The organism is Azospirillum agricola (assembly GCF_020005195.1).
GTDB lineage: Bacteria > Pseudomonadota > Alphaproteobacteria > Azospirillales > Azospirillaceae > Azospirillum > Azospirillum agricola.
The window spans coordinates 471,065-490,625 of the sequence record NZ_JAIFZR010000008.1 but is presented as its reverse complement, the minus strand read 5'-3'; the positions used below and the strand labels follow the sequence as shown (position 1 = coordinate 490,625).

Genomic DNA, 19,561 nt, shown 5'->3' with positions numbered 1-19,561 from the left:
AAATAAATTAGTATCTATACGTGTGAGTTTGTGCCTGTTGAATTTCATCACAGGAAGATTCTTATCACAAGCAACTCAAAGAGCTAGAAAGGAGGCTCGTGCAGAATCCCCAGGCGCGGTGCGCCTCTGTTGTCGTGGAGCGGTCCGATGGCTGAGCAAGCGGTTCAGGGAAACAACGCGGCGGTCGATGATCGCCAGATCCTGGACGATCTGACCCTTCTGCAGCAGGTCGACGGCTCCCGCCTCGGCGGCGTGATTCACGAAACCAGCACCGTCGAACTGGAACGGCCCGACGACACGCTCGGCTATGTGCAGACCGAGTACCGGGGAACCGAGGATCTGATGATCGGCGGCGGCGCGCAGACCGGCAGCGTCGCCGGTGGCTCGACCGCCGTGGCGGCCGATCAGGCGACGACCGCGCAGTTGCTCGACGGCGACCTGTTCCGCTCGGACGGAACGCGCGGTTCCGGTACGGGCGGTCCCGACGGCTCCGGCCTGTTCGGGGAGGAAAGCCGCGGGGCGGCCACGGCCGGCACGGATCCGGTCGATGTCCTGTGGTCGGCGCGCACGACGACGGTCTACACGGAGCTGGACGCCCTCTCCGGCGATTCCGAGGCGCAGGCGACGGCCTCCCAGACCGCGGGGACGGCTTCCCTCGCGGACACCCCGACCCCTGCCGCCGTGCCGGGCGAGGCGGCTCCCGTCGCTGTCGCCGCAATCGACACTGAGACCGCTGCCGCACCACCGCCGGCCGTTTCGGACGCGCCGACCCTGACGGTGGGGGGCGTCGCCGGTGACGAGGACACCGCCATCGCGCTGAACATCCTCGCCGCCCTGACCGACGCCGGCGAGGTCCTGACCGTCACCCTGTCCGGCATTCCGGCCGGCGCGGTGCTGCGCGACGGCTCCGGCACCCCCCTGGCGGTGGTCGACGGGGCGATCGTCCTGACCGCCGCGCAGCTCGCCGGTCTGACCGTCACGCCGCCGCCCAACAGCGGCGAGAACTTCACCCTGACCGTGACGGCGACCAGCACCGATGGCACCGCCGCCCCGGCCAGCGTGACCTCCACCCTGCCGGTCACCGTCAATCCGGTGTCGGACACGCCCACCCTGGCGGTGCAGGCCGCCGGCGGCAACGAGGACACCGCCATCGCGCTCACGATCAGTCCGGCGCTGACCGACACCGACGGGTCGGAAACGCTGACGATCACGATCAGCGGGATCCCGACCGGCGCCGTCCTGACCAACGCGGCCGGCGACACGCTGACGATCAGCAACGGTTCGATCACGCTGACGCCGGAGCAGCTCGCCGGGCTGGCGATCACCCCGCCGCTGAACAGCGACGCCGACTTCACCCTGACCGTGACGGCGACCAGCCGCGACGGCTCGGCCGTTCCCGCCAGCACCAGCGCGCCGCTCGTCGTCAGCGTCGCCCCGGTGTCGGACACGCCGACCCTGGCGGTGCAGGCCGCGACCGGCAACGAGGACAGCGCCATTCCGCTGTCCATAGACCCGGCGCTGACCGACACCGACGGGTCGGAGGCGCTGACCATCACCCTGTCGGGCATTCCGGAGGGGGCCGTCCTCAGCAACGCCGGGGGTGTGCTGACGGTGGTCAACGGCGCGATCACGCTGACGCCGGAGCAGCTCGCCGGGCTGGCGATCACGCCGCCGCTGAACAGCGACGCCGACTTCACCCTGACCGTGACGGCGACCAGCACCGATGGCACCGCCGCTCCGGCCAGCGTGACCTCCACCCTGCCGGTCACCGTCAATCCGGTGTCGGACATGCCGACGCTGGCGGTGCAGGCCGCCGGCGGCGACGAGGACACGGCGATCGCGCTGACGATCAACCCGGCGCTGACCGACACCGACGGTTCGGAGACGCTGACGATCACGATCAGCGGCATTCCGGCCGGCGCCAGCCTGCGCAACAGCGCCGGCGACACGCTGACGATCAGCAACGGCACGATCACGCTGACGCCGGGCCAGCTCGCCGGGTTGGCGATCACCCCGCCGGCCAACAGCGACGTCGACTTCACCCTGACCGTCACGGCGACGGCGAAGGACGGCGTGGCCGAGGCGGTCAGCACCAGCGCCCCGCTGCTCGTCACCGTCAACCCGGTGTCCGACACGCCGATCCTGACCGCGCCTGCCGCCGTCGGTGACGAGGACACCCCGATTCCGCTCGCCATCAGCGCCGTGCAGCCGGACGCTGACGGGTCCGAGGCGCTGTCCTTCACGATCAGCGGCATTCCGGCCGGCGCCGTCCTGACCAACGGGGCCGGCGACACGCTGGCCATCGTCAACGGCGCCATCACGCTGACGCCGGGCCAGCTCGCCGGTCTGGCGATCACGCCCCCGCGCGACAGCGACGCCGACTTCACCTTGACGGTCACCGCCACCAGCAAGGACGGCGACGCCGCTCCCGCCAGCACCAGCACGCCTCTGCTCGTCACCGTCAACCCGGTGTCCGACGCGCCGACTCTGAGCGTGCAGGATGCGACCGGCGCCCAGAACGCCGTCATTCCGCTGACGATCGACCCGGCGCTGACCGACACCGACGGCTCGGAGACGCTGACGATCACGATCAGCGGCATTCCGGCCGGCGCCAGCCTGCACAACGGTGCCGGTGACACGCTGACGATCAGCAACGGCTCGATCACGCTGACGCCGGAGCAACTCGCCGGGCTGACGATCACCCCGCCCTGGAACAGCGACGACGATTTCACCCTGACCGTCACGGCGACGTCGAAGGATGGCGTGGCCGAGGTGGCGACCACCGTCGCCCCGTTGCTGGTCACCGTCACGCCCGTCACCGACACGCCCACGCTGAGCGTCTCGTCGGCAACGGGCGACGAGGACACGGCGATCGCATTGACGATCAATCCGGCGCTGACCGACACCGACGGTTCGGAAACGCTGACGGTCACCATCAGTGGGATCCCCTCCGGCGCCAGCCTGAGCAACACGGCGGGCGAGACGCTGACGATCAGCAACGGCACGATCACGCTGACGCCCGGCCAGCTGGCCGGCCTGAAGATCACGCCGCCGGAGAACAGCGACATCGACTTCACGCTGACGGTGACGGCAACGGCCAAGGACGGTGTGGCCGACGCGGTGTCGGTGAGCGAACCGCTGCTGGTGGTGGTCAACCCGGTGTCGGACACGCCGACGCTGAGCGTGCAGGGCGCGAGCGGCGACGAGGACACGGCGATCGCGCTGACGATCAACCCGGCGCTGACCGACACCGACGGTTCGGAGACGCTGAGCGTGCGGATCAGCGGCATCCCGGGCGGGGCGACGCTGACGAACACGGCGGGCGACGCGCTGACGATCAGCAACGGCACGATCACGCTGACGCCCGGCCAGCTGGCCGGCCTGAAGATCACGCCGCCGGAGAACAGCGACGTCGACTTCACGCTGACGGTGACGGCGGTTGCCAAGGACGGCAGCGCGGTGGAGGCGACCAGGAGCGAACCGCTGCTGGTGGTGGTCAACCCGGTGTCGGACAGGCCGACGCTGAGCGTGCAGGGCGCGAGCGGCGACGAGGACACGGCGATCGCGCTGACGATCAACCCGGCGCTGACCGACACCGACGGTTCGGAGACGCTGAGCGTGCGGATCAGCGGCATCCCGGGCGGGGCGACGCTGACGAACACGGCGGGCGAGACGCTGACGATCAGCAACGGCACGATCACGCTGACGCCCGGCCAGCTGGCCGGCCTGAAGATCACGCCGCCGGAGAACAGCGACGTCGACTTCACGCTGACGGTGACGGCGGTTGCCAAGGACGGCAGCGCGGTGGAGGCGACCAGGAGCGAACCGCTGCTGGTGGTGGTCAACCCGGTGTCGGACAGGCCGACGCTGAGCGTGCAGGGCGCGAGCGGCGACGAGGACACGGCGATCGCGCTGACGATCAACCCGGCGCTGACCGACACCGACGGGTCGGAGACGCTGAGCGTGCGGATCAGCGGCATCCCGGGCGGGGCGACGCTGACGAACACGGCGGGCGACGCGCTGACGATCAGCAACGGCACGATCACGCTGACGCCCGGCCAGCTGGCCGGCCTGAAGATCACGCCGCCGGAGAACAGCGACGTCGACTTCACGCTGACGGTGACGGCGGTTGCCAAGGACGGCAGCGCGGTGGAGGCGACCAGGAGCGAACCGCTGCTGGTGGTGGTCAACCCGGTGTCGGATAGGCCGACGCTGAGCGTGCAGGGCGCGAGCGGCGACGAGGACACGGCGATCGCGCTGACGATCAACCCGGCGCTGACCGACACCGACGGTTCGGAGACGCTGAGCGTGCGGATCAGCGGCATCCCGGGCGGGGCGACGCTGACGAACACGGCGGGCGAGACGCTGACGATCAGCAACGGCACGATCACGCTGACGCCCGGCCAGCTGGCCGGCCTGAAGATCACGCCGCCGGAGAACAGCGACGTCGACTTCACGCTGACGGTGACGGCGGTTGCCAAGGACGGCAGCGCGGTGGAGGCGACCAGGAGCGAACCGCTGCTGGTGGTGGTCAACCCGGTGTCGGACAGGCCGACGCTGAGCGTGCAGGGCGCGAGCGGCGACGAGGACACGGCGATCGCGCTGACGATCAACCCGGCGCTGACCGACACCGACGGGTCGGAGACGCTGAGCGTGCGGATCAGCGGCATCCCGGGCGGGGCGACGCTGACGAACACGGCGGGCGAGACGCTGACGATCAGCAACGGCACGATCACGCTGACGCCCGGCCAGCTGGCCGGCCTGAAGATCACGCCGCCGGAGAACAGCGACATCGACTTCACGCTGACGGTGACGGCGGTTGCCAAGGACGGCAGCGCGGTGGAGGCGACCAGGAGCGAACCGCTGCTGGTGGTGGTCAACCCGGTGTCGGACACGCCGACGCTGAGCGTGCAGGGCGCGAGCGGCGACGAGGACACGGCGATCGCGCTGACGATCAACCCGGCGCTGACCGACACCGACGGTTCGGAGACGCTGAGCGTGCGGATCAGCGGCATCCCGGGCGGGGCGACGCTGACGAACACGGCGGGCGACGCGCTGACGATCAGCAACGGCACGATCACGCTGACGCCCGGCCAGCTGGCCGGCCTGAAGATCACGCCGCCGGAGAACAGCGACGTCGACTTCACGCTGACGGTGACGGCGGTTGCCAAGGACGGCAGCGCGGTGGAGGCGACCAGGAGCGAACCGCTGCTGGTGGTGGTCAACCCGGTGTCGGACAGGCCGACGCTGAGCGTGCAGGGCGCGAGCGGGGACGAGGACACGGCGATCGCGCTGACGATCAACCCGGCGCTGACCGACACCGACGGTTCGGAGACGCTGAGCGTGCGGATCAGCGGCATCCCGGGCGGGGCGACGCTGACGAACACGGCGGGCGAGACGCTGACGATCAGCAACGGCACGATCACGCTGACGCCCGGCCAGCTGGCCGGCCTGAAGATCACGCCGCCGGAGAACAGCGACATCGACTTCACGCTGACGGTGACGGCGGTTGCCAAGGACGGCAGCGCGGTGGAGGCGACCAGGAGCGAACCGCTGCTGGTGGTGGTCAACCCGGTGACCGACACGCCGACACTGACCGTGCAGCCGGCAAGCGGCGACGAGGACACGGCGATCGCGCTGAACATCGCCTCCGCCCTGACCGATACGGACGGCTCGGAGACGCTGAGCGTGCGGATCAGCGGCGTCCCGAGCGGGGCGACGCTGACGAACACGGCGGGCGAGACGCTGACGATCAGCAACGGCACGATCACGCTGACGCCTGGCCAGCTGGCCGGCCTGAAGATCACGCCGCCGGAGAACAGCGACGTCGATTTCACCCTGACGGTCACCGCTACCGCCAAGGACGGCACGGCCGCAGCGGTCAACGTCCAGAAGACGCTCGCCGTCACTGTCATCGCGGTGGCCGACGCGCCGACCGCCGTGGTGACTCCGATCACCTACAACCTGGGCAACGGCCAGAACGACACGCTGACCGGCACCGCCGGCAATGACACGCTGCAAGGCGGTTCCGGCCACGACACCATCTACGGCGGCGCCGGCGACGACGTGATCTACGGCGATGGCACCGGCGTCTTCACCGTCAATCTCAACGTCGGCGCCACCCTGTCGGACACCGACGGGTCGGAATCGATCGACAGGCTGGTGATTTCCGGTGTTCCGGCCGGGGCGAGCCTGAGCGCCGGCACCTACGTGACCGAGACCAACGGCACCACCACCTGGACCCTGACCCCGGCGCAGCTCAGCGGGCTGAAGCTGACCGCCAAGGAGGGCGACAGCACCCACCCGATCAATCTGACCGTCACCGCCACCTCGATCGAGCAGGAGAACGGCAGCACCGCCACCAGCGCGCCCAAGACGCTGTCGGTCACCTTCACCGGCACGCCACAGGGCAACGACAGCCTCGAAGGCGGCGACGGCAACGACACGATCTATGGCGGGGGCGGCAAGGACACGCTGCGCGGCGGGGCTGGCGACGACAGCCTGGACGGCGGCGACGGCGACGACCTGCTGGCCGGTGGCCTCGGCGACGACACCATCGACGGCGGCGCCGGCACCGACACGGTGACCTACGCCGACTCCGCCACCGCCGTGAACGCCAATCTGGCGACCGGCGTCGGCACCGGCGAGGGCAATGACGTCCTGCGCAACCTGGAGAACGTCACCGGGTCCCGGTTCGACGACGTGATCACCGGCTCCAGCGGCGCCAACGTCCTGATCGGCGGGGCCGGCAACGACACCATCAGCGGCGGCGGCGGGGCGGACACCATCTACGGCGGGGCTGGCGACGACCTGTCGATCTTCGTGGTCGGCGAGGGCGGCACCTCCGCCAAGCCCGAGCTTCAGGACGGCGACACCGGCATCGACACCTTCCGGGTGATGCTGACCAGCGCGCAGCTCGCCAACCCGGCGATCCTGGCCGACCTGCGCACGCTGCGCGACAGCATCGAGGCGGCGGCGGCCAAGCCCAACGCCGCCAACGCCGACACCTCCACCAACAGCGCGACGACCCTGACGGCGCTCGGACTCCGCGTCGTTGATTTCGAGAAGCTGGAGATCTACGTCGATGGCCAGCCGGTCAACGTCCGCGAGGTGCTGAACTACAACCCGAACCCGCCGACCGCGACCGCCGCCAACACCCCCGGCACCGAGGACACCGTGGTCAACGGCCGGCTCGCCGCGACCGACCCCGACATCGCCAACGGCCGCACCGACGACACGCTGACCTACCAGGGACCGGGCACCAACGGCCAGCCGGTGCGGCTGGCGCACGGCACGGTGGTGGTGAACGACGACGGCAGCTTCACCTACACGCCGGACCCGGACTTCAGCGGCACCGACAGCTTCACCTTCACGGTGCGGGACAGCTACGGCGGCACCTCCACCGCCACCCAGACGATCACAGTGGCGCCGGTTGCCGACGCCTTCCAGATCGGCACGCTCAACGCGCGCGGCAACGAGGACCAGGCGGGCGGCATCGCGCTCTCGCCGACCATCACGCTCAGCGACGTCGACGCCGCCAGCCCGGAGGCGGTGGAGAACGTCACCCTGCTGATCCCGGCCTCGCAGCAGGACGCCAGCGGCGCCAAGCTGTACCTGAACGGGGTCGAGCTGACGCGCGGCGGTCCCGATGCCTCGGGCAACTACAGCTGGACCATCCCGACCTCGGCGCTCGCCGCGGTCGGCGGCACAGCCGGGGCCTGGAGCGTCCAGGGCCTGACCGTCACCACCGCCCACAATTCCGACGCCGACCTCAACTACACGCTGAAGGTCGGGACCGTCGACGGCAGCGGGGCCACCGCGTCGCGCCTCGTGCAGACGGCGAGCGGCACCATCACCGTCGACGCGGTGGCCGACGCCCCGACCGTGACCGCCGCCGCCGCCACGACCAGGGAGGATGTCTCGGTCGCGCTGTCGATCACGCCGACCCTGACCGACACCGACGGGTCGGAGAGCATCAGCGCCATCACCATCTCCAACGTCCCGGACGGAGCGATGCTGAGCGCCGGCAGCTACGTGACCGAGGCGGACGGCACCACCACCTGGACCCTGACCAGGGCCGAGCTGGCCGGGCTGCGCATCACCCCGCCGCACGACTTCTCCGGCACCATCACGCTGAGCGTCACCGCGACCTCGGAGGAGCGCGAGAACGGTTCGACCGCCGTGTCGGCTCCGGTCCCCCTGTCGATCACCGTGACCGGCGTCGCCGACGCGCCGATCGTCGGCGTCCAACCTGTGTCGGGCAACGAGGACACGGCGATTGCGTTGGGCATCACCGCCGCGCTGTCCGACCTGACCGGCGAGACGCTCGACCACATCACCATCACCGGCGTGCCGGAAGGGGCGACCCTGTCGGCCGGCACCCACAATCCCGACGGAAGCTGGACGCTGACTCCGGCGGAACTGAACGGTTTGACCTTCACGCCGCCGCACGACTACTCGGGTTCGGTGACGCTGAGCGTCACCGCCACCTCGGTGGAAGGGACGACGACCGCCACCTCCACGCCGCTTTCCTTCGCGGTGACGGTGAAGGCCGTCGCCGACACCCCGGTTCTGTCGGCGTCGAGCACGGTCGGCCGCGAGGACACCGCCATTCCGCTGTCGGTCAACGCCGCCCTGACCGACCGGGACGGTTCGGAAACACTGACCATCCTGGTCGGTGGCGTGCCGGCCGGTGCGACGCTGAACCATGGCACCTACGACGCCGCGTCGGGCAAATGGGTGCTGACGCCGGCCGACCTCAACGATCTGACCATCACCCCGCCGTCCAACTCCAACGTCGGCTTCGATCTGACCTTCACCGCGCGGGCGACGGAAACCTCCAACGGCTCGATCGCCGACGCGGCGCCGGTGACGGTCCATGTCGAGGTGCAGGGCGTCGCCGACGTGGCGACCCCGACCGGCGCGCTCAGCGCGCGCGGCACCGAGGACACGGCGATCAACCTGCAACTCGGCAACCTGCAACTCACCGACACCGACGGGTCCGAGCGGCTGTCGCTGGTGGTCAGCAATCTGCCGGACGGTGCTTCGCTGTCGCTGGCGGCCGGGCATGAGAGCGGTCTGGTCTATCTCGGCAACGGTCGCTGGTCGGTCGACGTCGAGTACCGCAACGAACTGACCCTGACGACCAAGGCCGACTTCTCCGGCACCATCAACCTGAAGGTTGACGTCATCACCACCGACAGCAACGGTGCGGCGACCATCGTGGTGAACGGCGAGACGTCGGGCGGCGTGCTGAAGCAGACCCGCGACCTGACCGTCACCGTCGATCCCAAGGCCGACGAGCCGATCGTCTCGATCAGCGCCAGCGCGCCCGAGGACAACCCCGACGGCATCCCGCTGGTGATCTCGGCCCTGACCGGCGACAGCGACGGATCGGAGCACATCTCCGCCATCGTCATCTCCGGCCTGCCGGCCGGCGTGACGCTGACCAGCACGATCGCGGGTGCCCTGACCGACAACGGCAACGGCCGCTGGTCGGTCGATCCGGCCAAGCTGGGCGGCCTGCGCCTGCATGTTCCCGAACACAACGCCGATGATTTCCAGATCACCGTGTCGGTGACGGCGACCGACGGCAGCGACAGCCTGACCAAAAGCTACACCCCGACGGTGGTTGTCACCGCCGTGGCCGACGCGCCCATGTCGAAGGCGGCGGACGGCACGCTGGTCGCCTACCATGTCGATGATCAGGTTTCGGCGAGCGGTGTTCCGACCGGCATGGTGCTGAACCTCAACGCCCATCTCCAGGACACCGACGGTTCGGAATCGCTGGCGGTCATCATCGAGGGCGTGCCGAAGGGCTCGCTCCTGAACTTCGGCATCGACAACGGCGACGGCACCTGGACCCTGTCGCCGACCGACTACGCGGCGGCTCTGGCGGCCGGCGGCGTCAAGCTGACCGTGCACAACGCCAACGCGGCGGGCATCAGCCACGCCACCGTCACCACCAACGGCCAGACCTACGACCAGGGCAGCCTGACCCTGACCGTCCGTCCCTTCAGCATCGAGCAGGAGGGCGACCGCAACACCAGCGTCTCCGACAGCTTCGTCGTGAGCTGGAGCGTCGCGCAGTCCTCGAACGGCGGCGGCAACAACGGTGGCGGCAACAACGGTGGGGGGAACGGCGATCCGACCAGCCCGCCGCCCCCGCCTCCTCCTCCTCCCCCGCCGCCTCCCCCGCCGCCGGTGGTCGATCCGAACACCGGCATCGGCAACCAGCGGCCGGCCGGCCTCACCACCGGCGAGGACACCGCCGTCGCCCTCAATCTCGACAGCGGCCTGTCGGATTGGCAGAACGTCACGGCCGTCAAGCTGACCGGCATTCCGGCCGGCGCAGAGCTGAGGGATTCCCTGGGCGCCCTCATCACCGTCCAGGCGGATGGCAGCGTGACGCTCGACCCGTCGAAGCTGGCCGGCTTGACCATCAAGCCGCCGGCCAACAGCGACGTTGACTTCACGCTGGGCGTGGTCGTCACCTCGGGCGCCAACAACAGCCAGACCACGGTGACGCAGGCGGTGACGGTGACGGCCATTGCCGACGCGCCCTCCCTGACGGTGCGGAGCGCCTCGGGCAACGAGGACACGGCGATCGCGCTGAACATCACGGCGGCGCTGACCGACACGGACGGGTCGGAAAGCCTCGTCGGCATCGTCATCGACAATGTGCCGGTTGGCGCCAAGCTGTCGGCGGGCTTCGAGGACTCGACCAACCCCGGCCGCTGGGTGCTGACCCCGAACCAACTGGCCAACCTGAAATTCACCCCGCCGGCCAACGCCAGCGGCACCATCCAACTCAGCGTCACGGCGGTGTCGCGCGAGAGCAGCAACGCCGACCGGGCGACCACCACGCGGACCCTGGCGGTCGAGGTGGCGCCGGTCAGCGATGCGCCCACGATCGACGTGACGGCCCCGACCTCGCGGGAGGACGTGGCGGCCAACCTGTCGATCGACGTGGCGGTCACCGATCTGGTGGGCACCCCGGAGGTGATCAGCGCGGTGCGCCTGACGGTGCCGACCGGCTTCACCCTGTCGGCCGGCACGGCGCTCGGCGGTGGCGTCTACGACCTCTCCGGCCTGACGCCGGCGGAGCGCGCGGCGCTGACCCTGGCGCCGCCGCGGAACTACGCCGGCACCGTGACCCTGACGGTCGAGGCGGCGTCCAAGGATGGATCGGCGGCCGAGGCCTGGTCGACCAAGAGCTTCACCGTCACCTTCACGGCGGTCGCCGACGCCCCCGACGTCACCATCCACAACGCGAGCGGCAACGAGGACACGGCGATCGCGTTGGACCTGTCGGCGGCGCTGGTCGACACCGATGGGTCGGAAAGCATGGCCATCATCCTGTCCGGCCTGCCGGACGGTGCCGTGCTGAACCAGGGGTCGAACAACGGTGACGGCTCCTGGACCTTGAAGCTGTCCGACCTGTCCGGTCTGAAGGTCATCCCGCCGCGCAACATGTCGGGCGGCATGGATTTGACGCTGACGGCGACCAGCCTGGAAAGCTCGAACAAGGACACGGCCAGCACCAGCAAGACCTTCCATGTGGAGGTGGTGGCGGTGGCCGACGCCCCGTCGATCAGCGTCGCCAACGCGGCGGGCAGCGAGGACACGCCGATCGCGCTCAACCTGTCGGCCGCCCTGGTCGACCGCGACGGGTCGGAGACGCTGAGCGTCGTGCTGTCGGGCCTGCCGAGCGGTGCCAAGCTGATCGATGCCAATGGCAACACCCTGATCCCGACCGGCGGGGCGGTCACCCTGACCGCCGCCCAGTTGAGCGGGCTGAAGCTGCTGCCGCCGGCCAACAGCGGCACCGACTTCAACCTGACGCTGACGGCGACGGCGACGGAGCAGGCGACGGGGACCACCGCCACCAGCAGCCAGCTTTTCCGTGTCACCGTCGACCCGGTCGCCGACCAGCCGATCGTCACCTGGACCCCGCTGACCGGAACCGAGGACACGGTCATCCCGCTGCATCTTTCGGTGGCGCTTGCCGACACCGACGGGTCGGAGCGGCTCGGCCTCGTGACCATCACCGGAGTGCCAGCCGGGGCCACGCTGTCCGACGGCACGCGGAACGCCGATGGAAGCTGGACGCTGGAACCCGGACAACTCGCCGGGCTGACGCTGACGCCGCCGGCCGACAGCGACGTCGACATCACCCTGACGATCACCGCGATCAGCCACGAATCCAATGGGACGACCGCCACCACCGTGGTGACGCTGCCGATCACCATGAACGCGGTGTCGGACACGCCGACGCTGAGCGTGCAGGCGGCGAGCGGTGCCGAGGACACGGCGATCGCCCTGACGATCAACCCGGCCCAGACCGACATCGACGGATCGGAAACGCTGACCGTCACCATCAGCGGCATTCCGGGCGGCGCCAGCCTGAGCAACGATGGTGGCGACACGCTGACGATCACCAACGGGTCGATCACGCTGACGCCCGGCCAGCTCGCCGGTCTGAAGATCACGCCGCCCGAGAACAGCGACACCGACTTCACCCTGACCGTCACCGCGCGCTCCAAGGACGGCAGCGCCGCCGAGGCGACGACCAGCCAGACGCTGTCGGTGACCGTCACGCCGGTGAGCGACACGCCGACGCTGAGCGTGCAGGGGGCGAGCGGCGATGAGGACACGGCGATCGCGCTGACGATCAACCCGGCGCTGACCGACACCGACGGGTCGGAAACGCTGACCGTCACCATCAGCGACATCCCCTCCGGCGCCAGCCTGAGCAACAACGGCGGCGACACGCTGGTCATCAGCGGCGGCTCGATCACGCTGATGCCCGGCCAGCTCGCCGGGTTGAAGATCACGCCGCCCGGGAACAGCGACACCGACTTCACCCTGACCGTCACGGCGACCGCGCGGGACGGCTCGGCCGCGCCGGTGACGGTCACCGACACGCTAACCGTCACGGTCAACCCGGTGTCGGACGTGCCGACCCTGACCGTCCAGCCGGCGACCGGCAACGAGGACAGCTCCATCGCCCTGAACATCGCGTCGGCGCTGACCGACACGGACGGGTCGGAGACGCTGACCATCACCCTGTCGGGCATCCCGGACCATGCGGTTCTGGCCAACGCCGGGGGCGTCCTGACGGTCAGCAACGGGACGGTGACGCTGACTCCGGCGCAATTGACCGGGCTGAAGATCACGCCGCCCGAGAACAGCGACGAAAACTTCACCCTGACCGTCACGGCGACGTCCAGGGACGGGATGGCGGCGGGCGCCGACACCGTGCGGACGCTGGCGGTGACGGTCAATCCGGTCTCGGACGCGCCGACGCTGAGCGTCCAGCCGGCGAGCGGCGACGAGGACACGGCGATCGCGCTGACGATCAACCCGGCGCTGACCGACACCGACGGGTCGGAGACGCTGAGCGTCACGCTGTCGGGCATTCCGGACGGCGCCACCCTGCGGAACGCCGCCGGGGCGCTGACCGTGGTGGCCGGGGCGATCACGCTGACGCCGTCGCAATTGACCGGCCTGACGATCAAGCCGCCGGCCAACAGCGGGGACGACTTCACCCTGACGGTCACGGCGACGGCCAGGGACGGGTCCGCCGCCCCGGTTTCGGTCGCCGACACGCTGACCGTGACGGTCAACCCGGTGGCCGACGCGCCGGCCCTGACCGTCACCGCCACCCACGGGCCGGAGGACACCGCGATCGCCCTGTCGATCACCGCCGCCCCGACCGACCTCGACGGGTCGGAGACGGTGACGGTGCGGATCGATGGCGTGCCCGCCGGCGCCAGCCTGAACCACGGCACTCACAACGCCGATGGAAGCTGGAGCCTGACCGCGGCGCAGCTCAGCGGCCTCACCTACACGCCGCCGGCCGACGCCAACGGTCCGGTGACGCTGACGGTCACGGCGACGTCCCATGACGGGATGAGCACGGCCACGGTGTCGCAGACCCTGACGGTGACGGTCGATCCGGTGAACGACGCCCCGACCCTCACCGCCAACGGCCAGGCGGCCGGCGTGGCGGGCGTGGCGATCGACGACGTGGACAGCAGCGTCATGTCCGGCATGACGGTCCGCATCGCCGCCGGGTCGCAGAGTGGCGACACGCTCAACCTCGACAGCCTGCCCCTCACCACCGATTCCGTGACCGGGCGGAAGACCGTGGCCGGCACCGGGATCGAGGTGACGTGGGACGACGCGAGCCACAAGCTCTCACTGAGCGGCGATGCCCCGACCGCCACCTACACCGATCTTCTCCACCATCTGGCACTGACACCCGGCGGCGCCGGGACACGGACGCTGGAGGTGACGGTGACCGACCAGCAGGGGGCCGCCAGCGATCCGCTGAGCGTTCAGGTGGAGGTTTCGAACGACGCGGTGGTGACCGGGACCGCCGGCAACGACACGCTGCACGCCGCCGCCGGGACGATGGCGATGAACGGTGGGGCCGGGGACGACCTGTTCATCTTCGCGCAGCGCGACGGCAGCCTGTTCATCAATGGCGGGGCCGGCTGGACCGACGTGGTGGAGATGGGCAACTTCGCCGGAGGGGTGGGGAACTGGCTGGACCAGATCGACTCGAACAGCTACACGCTCGACCCCTCGGGCCATGGCCTGACCTTCAACCATGAGTGGTCAGGAACGCTGGAGGACCAGAACGGGCACCAGCTGGTGTTGCAGAACATCGAGCGGCTGACCTTCTGATCCGGCGCGGGCGGGAAGGGGGCGGTGCGCCGCCCCCGCGAACTGCGCCGGCGTCAGACGGGGGAGGATGTGTCGGTGGGCGTGTCGGGGCCGGCCGCGCCGCCTTCGGCGGGGGCACGTTCCTGCATGTGGGCGATGATGCGCTTCATCAGGCGGCCGAGCATCGCCCGCTCGTCCTCCGCCATTCCGGCGATGGGCGGTCCCAGCGACAGGCGGAGGGGATCACGGTTGAGCAGGGCCCGTCCCTCGTCGGTCAGGTCGAACAGCAGGCCGCGCTTGAATCCGGGATGCGGGCGGCGTGAGAGCAGGCCCTTGTCCACCAGGGTGGAGACGGTGCGCGACACCGGGGCGAGGTGGATTCGTTGGAAGCGGGCGAGCGCGCTCAGGGTCCGCGCCGTCTCCGGCGAATCGTGGAAGTAGCGCAGGGCCACCCATTGCGCCGGGAACAGGCCCTCGGCGAAGCCGACCCCGTAGACCAGCCGGCTGACCTGATCGAGCAGGGTGACCACATCGTCCCCCATGGACCAGCCGCCGCCTTCCCCCGGCGTTTCCGACACGCGACTCTCCCCAACCCCGCGCCGGAACAACCGGCGAACGCGGCAAACACCCCCCATGGGAGGTCCCCGCCGCGCGGCGGGGACCTTATGGCGTGGACTGTAACGAAGTCGTTTCGTCAGGGGAAGCGGCAGTCTTCACACAGGATTGGGCGGCCGGCCGAAATCCTCGACGTGGATTATCGGTCAGGAAAATCCGTCAGGGACAGATCTGGACTTGGTGGCGGAAGAACAGGGCAAGAGTTCAGTCGCGCCCGCGCCCGACCAGCAGCCGTTCCAGCCCGTAAACCCGGTCGAGCACCAGCATGGCGCCGACCGTCATGAAGATCAGCAGGGCCGAGACCGCGGCGACCAGCGGGTCGATGTTGTCCTGGATGTAGAGGAAGAGGCGGACGGGCAGGGTGGTGGTCTCCGGCGAAGCGATGAAGACGGTCATCGTCACCTCGTCGAAGCTGTTGATGAAGGCCAGCACCCAGCCGCTCGCCACACCCGGCAGGATCAGCGGCAGCGTCACTCGGCGGAAGCTGGTCCAGGCCGAGGCGCCCAGCGAGGCCGCCGCGTTCTCGATCGAGCGGTCCATGCCGGTCGAGGCCGCCAGGATCAGCCGCAGGGCGAAGGGCAGGATGATGATGACGTGGCTCAGCACCAGCCCGGTGAAGGTGCCGCCCAGCCCGATCTGGGTGAAGAAGCGCAGGAAGGCGATGCCCAGCACGATGTGCGGCACCATCAGCGGCGATAGGAACAGCGCCTGGATCGCCTCGCGCCCGAAGAACTGGTGGCGGGCGATGGCGAGTGCCGCGGGAATCGCCACGGCGATGGCGATGGTGGAGGAGACGGCGCCGAGCAGCAGGCTGTCCTTGAAGGCGCGGACGAATTCCGGGTTGTCGCCGATCGCCTTGAACCAGCGCAGCGACGGCCCCTTGGTCGGCAGCGACAGGTAGCCGTCGGGGGTGAAGGCGACGGCGCAGACGACGAGGATCGGCGCCAGCAGGAACGCCAGGAACAGCGCGTTGAAGATCAGCGCGATCGGTCCGTTGCGGTTCATTCGAACACCTGTTTGTAGCGCCGTTCGACCAGCCGGTTGCAGCCGACGATGATGACGATGTTGGCGAGCAGCAGCAGGATCGCCACGGTGGCGCCGAGCGGCCAGTTCAGCGTGTTCAGGAACTCGTCGTAGGCGAGAGTCGCCGCCACCTTCAGCCGCCGCCCGCCGATGATCGCCGGGGTGGCGAAGGCGCTGGCCGCCAGTGCGAAGACGATGATCGAGCCCGACAGGATGCCCGGCACGATCTGCGGCAGCACGATCCGCCGCAGCACGGTGGACGGCCCGGCGCCGAGCGACAGGGCGGCGTTCTCGACCTGCGGGTCGAGCCGCTGGAGGGACGCCCAGACCGACAGCACCATGAAGGGCACCAGCACATGGGTCAGCGCGATGACGACTCCGGTCTCGGTGTACATGAACTCGATCGGCTCGGACACGAGGCCGATGGCCATCAATCCCTGATTGACCAGCCCGGTCGAGCCGAGCAGCAGCGCCCAGCCCAGCGTGCGCGACACCACCGAGATCAGCAGCGGCCCCAGCACGATCAGCAGGCACAGGCCGCGCCACGGCGCCTTCATCCGGCGCAGGATGTAGGCCTGCGGCGCGCCGAGCAGGGCGCAGAGCAGCGTCACCAGCGCCGCGATGCGGAAGGTGCGCAGGAAGACCTCGTGGAAATAGCTGTCGGCGAGGATTTCCGCGTAGTTGTCGAAGCGCCAGACGTCCTGGATGCCGCCGTAGAAGCTGAAGCTGTTCAGCGACAAGAGCGCCGTCATCAACAGCGGCACCAGCAGCAGCACCGCGAACAGGGCGAGGCCGGGCAGGCTCAGCAGGTAGGGCGTCCAGGACCAGCCGGCGCCCGTCCGAACCGGTGCCGGGGCGGCCGCCAGCGCGGGACCGGTCGTGTCGGTGGTGGTGCTGTCGGTGGAAGCGGCCATGGTCATGCCGCCTCCTGGGCGGGCATCACCGCCATATCCTCGGGCCGCCAGCCGACCATCACCCGCTCGCGCTCGTTCGGCAGCGCGCCGCCGTCGTGCTGGCGGATCACCATCATGCGGCCGGCGGCGGTCTCGATCTCGAACAGCCATTGGGTGCCTTGGAAGACGCGCGCCTGCACCACGCCGCTGAGACCGGCGGAGGCGACGAAGCTGATCTTCTCCGGACGGACGGCCAGCGCCCCCGGTCCCGGCGGCACCGGCTGGAGCACCGGCCAGCGGGCGTCGCCGACGGTGATGCTGGCTCCGTCGCCGTCCCGCCGCACGGTGCCCGGCAGCAGGTTGGTGCGGCCGAGGAAGTTGGCGACGAAGGCGTTGGCCGGGCGGTCGTAAGCCTCCTGCGGGGTGGCGACCTGCTGGATGCGGCCCTTGTTCATCACGACGACGCGGTCGGACAGCGCCATCGCCTCCGACTGGTCGTGGGTGACGAGGATCATGGTGGTGCCGACGCTGCGCTGGATGCGGCGCAGTTCGATCTGCATCTCCTCGCGCATCTTGGCGTCGAGGTTGGAGAGCGGCTCGTCGAGCAGCAGCAGGTGCGGCTTGATGACCAGAGCGCGGGCCAGCGCCACGCGCTGCTGCTGGCCGCCCGACATGCGGCGCGGGTAGCGGTCGCCGTGGCTGTCCAGCCCGACCAGCCTGAGGGTCTCGGCGACCATGCGGTCGCGGTCGGCGCGGCTGGTGCCGCGCATCTCCAGACCGAAGGCCACATTCTCGGCGGCGGTCATGTGGGGGAACAGGGCGTAGCTCTGGAACACGATGCCGAGACCGCGCTCGTTCGGCTTCTTCGCCAGCAGATCCTGGCCGTCGAGCGTGATGCGGCCGGCGTTGGGGTCGAGGAAGCCGGCGATCATCTGCAAGGTGGTGGTCTTGCCGCAGCCCGACGGTCCCAGCAGCGAGATCAGCTCCCCCTTCTCCACGGTGAGCGACAGGTCGTCGACCGCGGTCCAGGAGGTGAAGCGTTTGGTCAGTTTGTCGAGAACCAGATAGGGCATAACCGTAGATCTCCCGTCGCCACTCGCGTGGGCGTCCCATTGGCGCCCTCTCCCGCCCCGGGAGAGGGAGGGGCCCCGCCGCGCAGCGGTGGGGAGGGTGAGGGGTTATGTGGACATGGATTTCGTACCACGCCCTCCAGCCCCTCACCCTTCCCGCTTCGCGGGCCCCTTCCCTCTCCCGGGACGGGAGAGGGAGCGCGTCAGATCAGCGCTCGATCTCGCGGGTCCAGCGCTTGTTCCAGGTCTCGCGGTTCTCGTTGATGGTCGCCCAGTCGACGACCAGCAGCTTGCCGACCTGCTCGGGTCCGTAGGGGATGCCGACCTGCTTGTCGGCCGGCAGCTCCACCGTCTTGTTGACCGGGCCGAAGCCGGCGCTGACAGCCAGCGCGGTCTGCGCCTCGGGCATCAGCATGTGCTGGATGAAGGCCTGGGCCTCGGCGGCGTTCTTGCTGCCCGGAACGGCGCAGGCGGCGGACCCCAGCACGACGCCGCCCTCCTTGGGGTAGACGAAGGCGGCGGGGAAGCCGGTGTCGGCCAGCGCCTTGGCGCGGCCCGAACCCCAGACGGCGACGACCGCCTGATTGCTCTGGAACAGCTCGGTCATCTTGCCGGGCGAGGGCTCGTAGGCCAGCACGTTCGGGTTGATCTTGTCCTTGAATTCCTTGAAGCCGGGATCGATCGCCTTCTCGCCGCCGCCGTTCAGCCGCGCCATCATCACCAAGGCGTGCAGGCCGTAGCTGTTGTTGATCGGCGGGATCACCAGCTTCTTCTTGAAGCGCGCGTCCTCGATGTCCTTCCAGCTGGAGGGGACCGGAACCTTGTTCTCCTCGAACCACGTCTTGTTGTAGACGATGCCGGTGCCGACCGCGCCGAAATTGACCGCCTTGCCCGACGGCATCTTCGCCAGGTCGTAGAGCTGGTCGTACACCGGCGCCTTGGCCAGATCGGCGCAGAAGCCGAGCGCCACCGCCTGGTACATCGGGCCGTCGTCGAGGATGACGACGTCGATCTGCTGGTTGCCCTTCTGGGCCTGGAGCTTGGCGAGGTTGTCGGTGGAGTTGCCGGCGACATACTCGACCTTGACGCCCGCCGCCTTTTCGAAGGCGGGGATGATCTCCTTGCGCATGGTCTGCTCGAAGGAGCCGCCATAGGCCGCCACGTAGAGCGTCTTGTCCTGGGCCAGCGCCGGCGCCGCCGCCACGCCGCAACACAGGGCCGTCGTCGCCATCAGTCCACAAAGCACGGAGCGCATCATCCGATCTCCTCTTGTCCCTGTCCGGTTTT

6 protein-coding genes are annotated in these 19,561 nt (G+C 69.6%); 1 reads left to right on the top strand and 5 read right to left on the bottom strand.

Going from position 1 to position 19,561, the window contains the following annotated elements:
* The first annotated feature begins 147 nt into the window (after nucleotides 1–147).
* The gene (locus JN22_RS34530; protein ID WP_085558393.1) at nucleotides 148–14,694 is read left to right on the top strand and encodes a beta strand repeat-containing protein; all 14,547 of its coding nucleotides are present in this window, start codon (nucleotides 148–150) and stop codon (nucleotides 14,692–14,694) included.
* 53 nt (nucleotides 14,695–14,747) lie between these two features.
* Here the strand turns inward: JN22_RS34530 and JN22_RS34525 are convergent, their stop codons facing one another.
* The 5 genes from JN22_RS34525 to JN22_RS34505 form a co-directional block, all read right to left on the bottom strand.
* Nucleotides 14,748–15,251 (bottom strand): MarR family transcriptional regulator, encoded by a 504-nt coding sequence (locus JN22_RS34525; protein WP_085558392.1) that lies wholly within the window; start codon nucleotides 15,249–15,251, stop codon nucleotides 14,748–14,750.
* A gap of 241 nt (nucleotides 15,252–15,492) precedes the next feature.
* Complete coding sequence (locus tag JN22_RS34520; protein WP_085558391.1) at nucleotides 15,493–16,293, bottom strand: ABC transporter permease; 801 nt, start codon at nucleotides 16,291–16,293, stop codon at nucleotides 15,493–15,495.
* Nucleotides 16,290–17,231 (bottom strand): ABC transporter permease, encoded by a 942-nt coding sequence (locus tag JN22_RS34515; protein ID WP_085558390.1) that lies wholly within the window; start codon nucleotides 17,229–17,231, stop codon nucleotides 16,290–16,292. Before JN22_RS34515 ends, JN22_RS34520 begins: the two co-directional genes overlap by 4 nt.
* Nucleotides 17,228–18,277 (bottom strand): ABC transporter ATP-binding protein, encoded by a 1,050-nt coding sequence (locus JN22_RS34510; RefSeq protein WP_085558389.1) that lies wholly within the window; start codon nucleotides 18,275–18,277, stop codon nucleotides 17,228–17,230. The genes JN22_RS34515 and JN22_RS34510 overlap by 4 nt, the downstream gene beginning before the upstream one ends.
* 205 nt (nucleotides 18,278–18,482) lie before the next feature.
* Entirely contained in the window at nucleotides 18,483–19,532 is a 1,050-nt protein-coding gene (locus JN22_RS34505; RefSeq protein WP_223678042.1) for an ABC transporter substrate-binding protein, read from the bottom strand.
* Nucleotides 19,533–19,561 lie beyond the last annotated feature (29 nt).

What these genes read in the sequence shown, in the direction of transcription:
- JN22_RS34510 (WP_085558389.1), bottom strand. Translation starts at nt 18,277, where the DNA reads ATGCCCTATCTGGTTCTCGACAAACTGACCAAACGCTTCACCTCCTGG.
- JN22_RS34515 (WP_085558390.1), bottom strand. Translation starts at nt 17,231, where the DNA reads ATGACCATGGCCGCTTCCACCGACAGCACCACCACCGACACGACCGGT.
- JN22_RS34505 (WP_223678042.1), bottom strand. Translation starts at nt 19,532, where the DNA reads ATGATGCGCTCCGTGCTTTGTGGACTGATGGCGACGACGGCCCTGTGT.
- JN22_RS34520 (WP_085558391.1), bottom strand. Translation starts at nt 16,293, where the DNA reads ATGAACCGCAACGGACCGATCGCGCTGATCTTCAACGCGCTGTTCCTG.
- JN22_RS34530 (WP_085558393.1), top strand. Translation starts at nt 148, where the DNA reads ATGGCTGAGCAAGCGGTTCAGGGAAACAACGCGGCGGTCGATGATCGC.